Below are 5834 nucleotides of genomic sequence, written 5' to 3'. Positions count from 1 at the left end.
AAAAAAAGGTATTTAAAAAAGAGCCGAAATGAGCATCAAAAACCGTTTGAAATAGCAAAAAAAATGCGATTTATATTTGTATAAGGCGTGTCTTTTTTTGTTATTTACAATGTTTGAAAGAACTCTCTTTCACAGTGTAACTGACAAAAACTTAAATGAAAATCTGTCGATTTTAAAAATTATATAAAACCGTTCCAATAACCCCTTTTTCTAACGGATGTCTCCGATTCTTTTTTGAATTATATATAACGTCTCGTATAAGAAACGTAGGGCAAGTGATAAGCAATACGTTTCAGATTGGTACTAAGCCAAATATAAATATTTTACTTTTATTATTTTTCGTAAACGCCAAATTTTATATTTGGCGACTTAGCAAATAAACACAGACCTTTCAGAAAACCTAAACCGCCCTATGTTTTTTATACCGTGTTAGGTGCTTTTTATTTCAAATATCGGCTTTTTCGTGTTTCCCTCTCCAAATAAATAGTCAGTCAAATATTTTTTTCGTTCTTTTATTTTTACATCAACAAATCCTTTTAGTGCTTTAAATTCGTCATATGTAGTTGAACTCATTTTGAAAGATAGAGAAAACTGTAAGTGTAATGCATTTCGTGCTTTATTTAAATCAATTAGAGTTTTTGCTAGATGTTCCTCAAGCATAATTATATCTAAATAACTTTTGTTTTTTAGTATGATTGAATATTGTTCAGTTGTATCTTTTAATCCATTTATTTTTTTACGAAGTTTAGGATTGTCAGATTGAATAGTAGTGTCATCATAAAATTCACAAGGGAAATCTTCGATTAATACAGGAGATTTTTTTTGTTGTTTAGCTTCGTCTTTAAACTTATTTCTATCAATATTATGTATTAAATAACCTTTTGCTAATAGAATTGCTTTAGAATAGTTTTCAAAGCAAATTGAAATTTTTATTGCATCAATTAACCCATTATCCACAAAATCAGAAACGATTTCTTTTTTTAGAGGCTTTCCTTGTGAACAATTTTCTGAAATCAATTTTAACGTATCAAGATTTTGAATTAAGAAAGAACTTTGAAATTGTGTCTCAGCAAACAAAAGAAGATTTAAAGCACAAAAAATTCTATTGTCATCACTGTGATAAATAGAGTGAGTATTAAGCTTAAGGGCGTCTAAATTTGTTGGTTCTTTCATTTTTTTAATTGCACCTAACGGTTTGTGTATGAAACGTAGTGTGAAAAAAGACACTAACTTTTCGGATTAACACAGAGCCAGATTTTTATATTTTGTTTTTAATTTTTCTCTTTTTAAAAGCCAAATTAAAAATTTGGCGGACTTTCTAAATGTATACAAACCTTTCGGTTTAACACTTATTAGCTATGTTTTATACACCGCTTGTAGGTAGTTTTTTATTCATCTGACATTCTTATTTTTGTAAAATATCCTAATTCTTTCTTTATAGTATCTACGTGCTTAATGAAATCATCGTCTATTTCTGGAATATGAACGTAGCAAATCTCAAAAACCATATTTCCTTTTTTATCGTTTCCTAAAGCTATTCCAATTACTTTTTCAGCTGTTGGGTTCTCAAATCTTGCAACATCACAACGCAAAATTAACTCGCCTTTCATTAATTCCAACTTGTCAATATTGAATGGCATAAAAACATATGAATGATTTGAGTTTTCTAATGGTCGTAATATTCTGGCTCTTATATCTGATTTGAGTGCATCTTCGAGCATTTCTCCTAATACAATTCTGTTTATTCTCGATTCGAGGTTAATTAGTCTAATTGATTCTTCGATTTCATATCTCGGCTGATTTGAAGCTTTGTTTATTATATGAACATTGTATAAATCCCAAATCATAAAGTCCCAAATATAACTGCCTAAAATATCATCTTTCCATTTTGCATAACCCTCTGTTTCTGTATAAATTTCCCATAAGTTCTCTTCGCATCCAATAACGTCTGGTGCATTTTCTAATTCAAGTCCAGTTTGCAGATAAAACGCTAAAAAATCAATTTCTCTTGGCATAAGAACTGTTTTGTCTTTTACAAATTTCTCCTTTGCGATTAGATATTTTGTAAAATCCGTAATTGTATCTAATTCACTTAAGATGATTGACGTGGATTTTTCGTCAAATACATTTACATAACCATATCCAAAATTTCCAGTTGGCAATGGGTATTCATCTTTACTGCCAAAAGCTATTGCTATTCTGTGAATTATTCTTGATTCTTTTGGTGGAAGTCTGATTTTCGTTTTTCTATCTTTTAGTAGAATTTCATCAGCAGATTTTAAAAACCTTTCTGCTCCGTAGATTTGGTCTACTGAATTATGAATAGCTTTTTTTACCCAACGTTCATAATTGATAGATTCGTCACTATTTCCAGAAACAGTTATATCCTTGACTGATATTATAATAATTGTGTTTTCACAAACTACAAATACATCACAGAGTTCTTTGTTCCGATAGGGTTCGGAAAACTCCAAAAAGGCAAAAAAGATTTTTCGCATAATTCCGCTACGTATTTCTCGGATGGTGTCATTCAGATTAATGGTTGGCTTAAATTACCTACAACATAAGAATAACAGGAATTCCTGTTATTTCTAATATAACCAAACCTATTTTTTTTAAGAATTTGGTTATTTCTAAAATTACAATTTTCTTACTCAAAGTCAAAATCATCCAAAGGGTTTTTAATATTTTCAATACCTGTTTGCGTAATATGTGTATAGATTTCGGTTGTTTTTGAATTTTGATGACCTAATATGTATTGTATGTATCGCAAGCTGATGCCTTTTTCTAATAAATGAGTTGCAAAACTATGTCTGAGTGTATGTGGAGTGACTTTTTTCGTAATCCCAGCATCGACGGTATATTTATTTAAAAATTTTCGAATACTTGATACGGTATATTGACCTCCTTTTTGCCCTTGAATAAGATACTGTTCGGGAGCATTTTTTCAATATATCTTGATAAGTTTCTTAGTTCTTTCCGCCAAAGTAACATACCGATCTTTTTACCTTTAGTTTCAAAATATTTTGTGAACGTGTGTGTAGAACTCATTAGATCCACAAAAAAATTGTGTAATGCCCGCAATCAGTAAATTTTACGCTTAATTTTCTTTCACTGCAATTTGAAGCTGTTTAATGATAAAGTAAGTAGTGATGTTAAACAACTTTCTAGCTTTTAAAATTATCAAAAAATTTAAAGTTCATATTGGTACGCTTAATATTGAAAGGGAATCTTAATTAGGAGTTAAAAACTATACCTATATCAGGAAATATTAATAAGAGCTCAATTTTAGATAATCCTTTCATTACGGTTAACCGTAATGAAAGGATTATTTTTTTGATTAATTTTATAATGTGAATAAATAAAATTTATAGCTTCACTTTTATTATTCATTACAGAATTAGAAAACAAAATGTACTTTTATAATTTAATATTATTACAAATTGACTTCAATATCTAAAACCATGTACAGAATAAACGAATTTTTTAAAATATTTATCCGTTATTTTAAATCAAAAAACCCTCAACTAATAAAGAAATATATCTATAATAAAGAACATAAAATTATAGAAAAATTATCGCAGGATAATTTTAATCATCAAGCACAAAAATACAATCTATTAGGAGATTTTTATTGGTCTAAAAGTTCGATAGCGTCTGGTACAATTGCAGGTTGGTATTACGTATTATCTGCGGAGTGTTATGAGAAAAATAGAGATTATAAAAAAGCTGGTTATTTATATCATTTTGCAGGAAACCAATTTAGAAGAATAGGTACTTTAGAGAAAGCCATGAAATTCTATTTTATTTCAGCAAAAATTCATTTTGAAGTAAAGGAAGTAGATCAAAAGATAGTTGAAATGGCTCATAGAAGTACTAGAAGAGCTATTGGATTAAGCAAATCAAGTGGAGATGAAGAAATATTAAAAAATTGGATGGAAGATAGAATATGTTTTTCAAAGTATGTTGAACAATTTAAGAAACAGAATATATGGGATTAATCTAAAAGAAAAAATATGAATCAAAAACCTACCGAAATAAAAATAAAGTATACTGGACCAGTTTCTATGAATGCTAGAACAATAAACAGTTCAATTTATACTATTAATGGTCGTGATGTCAAAGGAGAATCTTTAAAAAGTAGCCCATTAAAATTTGATGAGTTAATAAGTGTGCTTAATTTTATTGAATCTAACCTAATGAGTAATAAAATTTATTTTGATGGAACAATTCCTAATAATACAAAAGAATTAGTTCAACAGAATATTACAAGTATTAGTCATCTTGGAATAAATAAAATAAAACCAATTGAGGCTACTGATAAAAAGAATTTAGAAGATATGTGTCGCGGTGCAGCTGAGCAATCCTCAGAACTTATAAAAGAAATAGATTTAGAAAGTTTAATAGTAAATAAAACCGATCGTGCAGTTAAGAATTTTGAAAAATTTGAAAAAGATATTCTCAATTCTGCTAGAGATTTAAAAGCTAGAAAAGAGATATCAGAAAAAATTATTGAAGAAGTATTTCATACAGGGAAAAGTTATACTGGCTCTAAATGTGTTGCAGGTATTATCTTGGCTAAAATTGAGGGTAAAGCATTAGTAGATATTGTCTCAGATTATTTTAAGCTATGTCGAAGTGACGAACAAAAAAGCTACCTCGTAGGTGCTTTAATTAATAGATTTCGCACCAATTATATAAATAAATTATCAAGTCAAGATAGATACGAAGCAGCTTATCAGATAGATCCCAGTTTAGAAAGTCTTCAATCCCAACAAACATTCTTATTGTGGAAATACATTTTTAAGAGGATAGAAACAAAATATAATCATAAAAATATAAATGTTATTCAGAACTTATTTTCAGGAAAATACAGTACATTCCCAATTGGATTTGCTGCAATTCTACATCCTAAAAGTAATAATATTGAATCTCTTTTAGAAAACGCATTTCGTCTATACGATGATCATTTTGTTAAACTATTGGCTAACAATACAGATGATAATAGATACCTTCATAAGTTTGAAGATAATAAAGAGTTTGAAGAGTTTCAGAATGAAATTTTTTCAAATTACGAAACAAAATATCTAAATTTAAGTACTCCAAAATTTAAAAGCAATATAATTCTTAATAAGATACCTGAGATAATTGGTCTTTCTAGCGCTGTAGCTTTTAATTCTTTCATTAAAGACCATAATGATTTACTTCTTCAAATTGCCTCTGGTGTTGGTATTCCTGTTATTATGACGGAAATTACAAAAAAGGCGATTGCTTTAGTTTCTCCAAATAATAAATACAACGTTTTTGTAAACAATATTGAAAAACTTAGTAGCTTTTATGCAGAAGCATTTGACTCAAGCAATGATATTAGTAAAAAATTGGGGTCGCAAATAGAAAAAATTTTTGATAGAAAGTTAGTACTTTAAATATTTATTAACAATATTGTGGACTGTCAAATTTTTGATCATAAAAAAATTTAAAATCAATATAATGATTTAATTATTAGATTGTTTTACTGCAATCTGAAGCTGTTTAATGATAAAATCTATACATAGGATTCGATTTCTTTTAAATCGCTCCCAAAGCTCATACAAAGATCCGACCATATCGGCTAAGTGTGGTTGAGTTTCTTTTGTTGGCGTATTGTATGATGGTTTTGTTTTTCGTCCATTAACTAGAATCAACATTTTTTTCTGCATCTTGTCTTTATCTTTTGTGACAATTGCAGTATCTAGGTTGATAATATCACGTACATGATAATGTTTGTAAAGCCAGTTTAAGAATGATCTTTTGTGTTTTATTTTACCTTGTTCATCAAATTCGATATGTGTATT

The 5834-nt window shown here is 28.5% G+C and carries 4 protein-coding genes and 2 pseudogenes; 2 read left to right on the top strand and 4 right to left on the bottom strand.

Translation table 11 applies throughout. The features are described 5' to 3' along the window. Positions 1 to 429: 429 nt before the first annotated feature. The 3 genes and pseudogenes from AA089_RS22400 to AA089_RS25855 all read right to left on the bottom strand — a co-directional run. The gene (locus AA089_RS22400) at positions 430 to 1173 is read right to left on the bottom strand and encodes a hypothetical protein (protein ID WP_156169261.1); all 744 of its coding nucleotides are present in this window, start codon (positions 1171 to 1173) and stop codon (positions 430 to 432) included. A 215-nt stretch (positions 1174 to 1388) separates the two neighbouring features. Then, positions 1389 to 2498, bottom strand: coding sequence for a hypothetical protein (locus tag AA089_RS25635; protein WP_241480028.1), 1110 nt, complete (start codon positions 2496 to 2498; stop codon positions 1389 to 1391). A gap of 152 nt (positions 2499 to 2650) precedes the next feature. Further along, positions 2651 to 2929, bottom strand: a pseudogene (locus AA089_RS25855) (tyrosine-type recombinase/integrase); the annotation flags it as partial. A gap of 535 nt (positions 2930 to 3464) precedes the next feature. Here AA089_RS25855 and AA089_RS22380 point away from each other — a divergent pair. Together AA089_RS22380 and AA089_RS22375 are read left to right on the top strand one after the other, a co-directional pair. After that, the gene (locus tag AA089_RS22380; protein ID WP_046759255.1) at positions 3465 to 4001 is read left to right on the top strand and encodes a hypothetical protein; all 537 of its coding nucleotides are present in this window, start codon (positions 3465 to 3467) and stop codon (positions 3999 to 4001) included. A gap of 15 nt (positions 4002 to 4016) precedes the next feature. Continuing rightward, positions 4017 to 5426 carry a hypothetical protein gene (locus tag AA089_RS22375; RefSeq protein ID WP_046759254.1) on the top strand — a complete coding sequence of 470 codons (1410 nt, stop codon included), beginning with the start codon at positions 4017 to 4019 and terminating at the stop codon, positions 5424 to 5426. A gap of 69 nt (positions 5427 to 5495) precedes the next feature. Here AA089_RS22375 and AA089_RS25265 read toward each other — a convergent pair. Next, a pseudogene (locus AA089_RS25265) lies at positions 5496 to 5834 on the bottom strand (SAM-dependent DNA methyltransferase); the annotation flags it as partial.

The organism is Kordia jejudonensis (genome assembly GCF_001005315.1).
In the GTDB taxonomy this organism is placed as follows: Bacteria; Bacteroidota; Bacteroidia; order Flavobacteriales; family Flavobacteriaceae; genus Kordia; species Kordia jejudonensis.
Note: the sequence above shows the minus strand (reverse complement) of the source record. Positions and strands in the feature narration are given on the sequence as shown.

What these genes read in the sequence shown, in the direction of transcription:
- AA089_RS22400 (WP_156169261.1), bottom strand. Translation starts at nt 1,173, where the DNA reads ATGAAAGAACCAACAAATTTAGACGCCCTTAAGCTTAATACTCACTCT.
- AA089_RS25635 (WP_241480028.1), bottom strand. Translation starts at nt 2,498, where the DNA reads ATGCGAAAAATCTTTTTTGCCTTTTTGGAGTTTTCCGAACCCTATCGG.
- AA089_RS22380 (WP_046759255.1), top strand. Translation starts at nt 3,465, where the DNA reads ATGTACAGAATAAACGAATTTTTTAAAATATTTATCCGTTATTTTAAA.
- AA089_RS22375 (WP_046759254.1), top strand. Translation starts at nt 4,017, where the DNA reads ATGAATCAAAAACCTACCGAAATAAAAATAAAGTATACTGGACCAGTT.